This window comes from Mariniradius sediminis, assembly GCF_021491425.1.
GTDB lineage: Bacteria > Bacteroidota > Bacteroidia > Cytophagales > Cyclobacteriaceae > Mariniradius > Mariniradius saccharolyticus.
Window position 1 is genome coordinate 1 of the sequence record NZ_JAKEVZ010000067.1, and the last position, 306, is coordinate 306.

The 306-nt window shown below is 65.4% G+C and carries 1 rRNA gene; it reads left to right on the plus strand.

Going from position 1 to position 306, the window contains the following annotated elements:
• Window positions 1–96, plus strand: a 16S ribosomal RNA gene (locus tag L0U89_RS20310); the annotation flags it as partial.
• Between the last annotated feature and the right edge of the window lie 210 nt (window positions 97–306).

Here is a 306-nt window from a genome sequence, read left to right on the forward strand (position 1 = left end):
GTAACCGTCGAGGAGCCGTTCAGGGTAAAACCGGTGACTGGGGCTAAGTCGTAACAAGGTAGCCGTACCGGAAGGTGCGGCTGGAACACCTCCTTTCTGGACGGGCCGCCGCCGGCGCCGTTCCATCCGATCGTTTCGCTTTTCCGGGTTTTGCCCGGGGGAAGTTCATTGACGTGCTGAAACCGAATATGCGGCGGGCCCCTTGCCGCGGAGCGATCCGCGGGTTGGGGTCCCGTCGGGCGCCGTGCCCGGCAAAAGGGGGCACGGCGCGAAGCAAGTAGAGAAGGGCGCACGGGGGATGCCTGG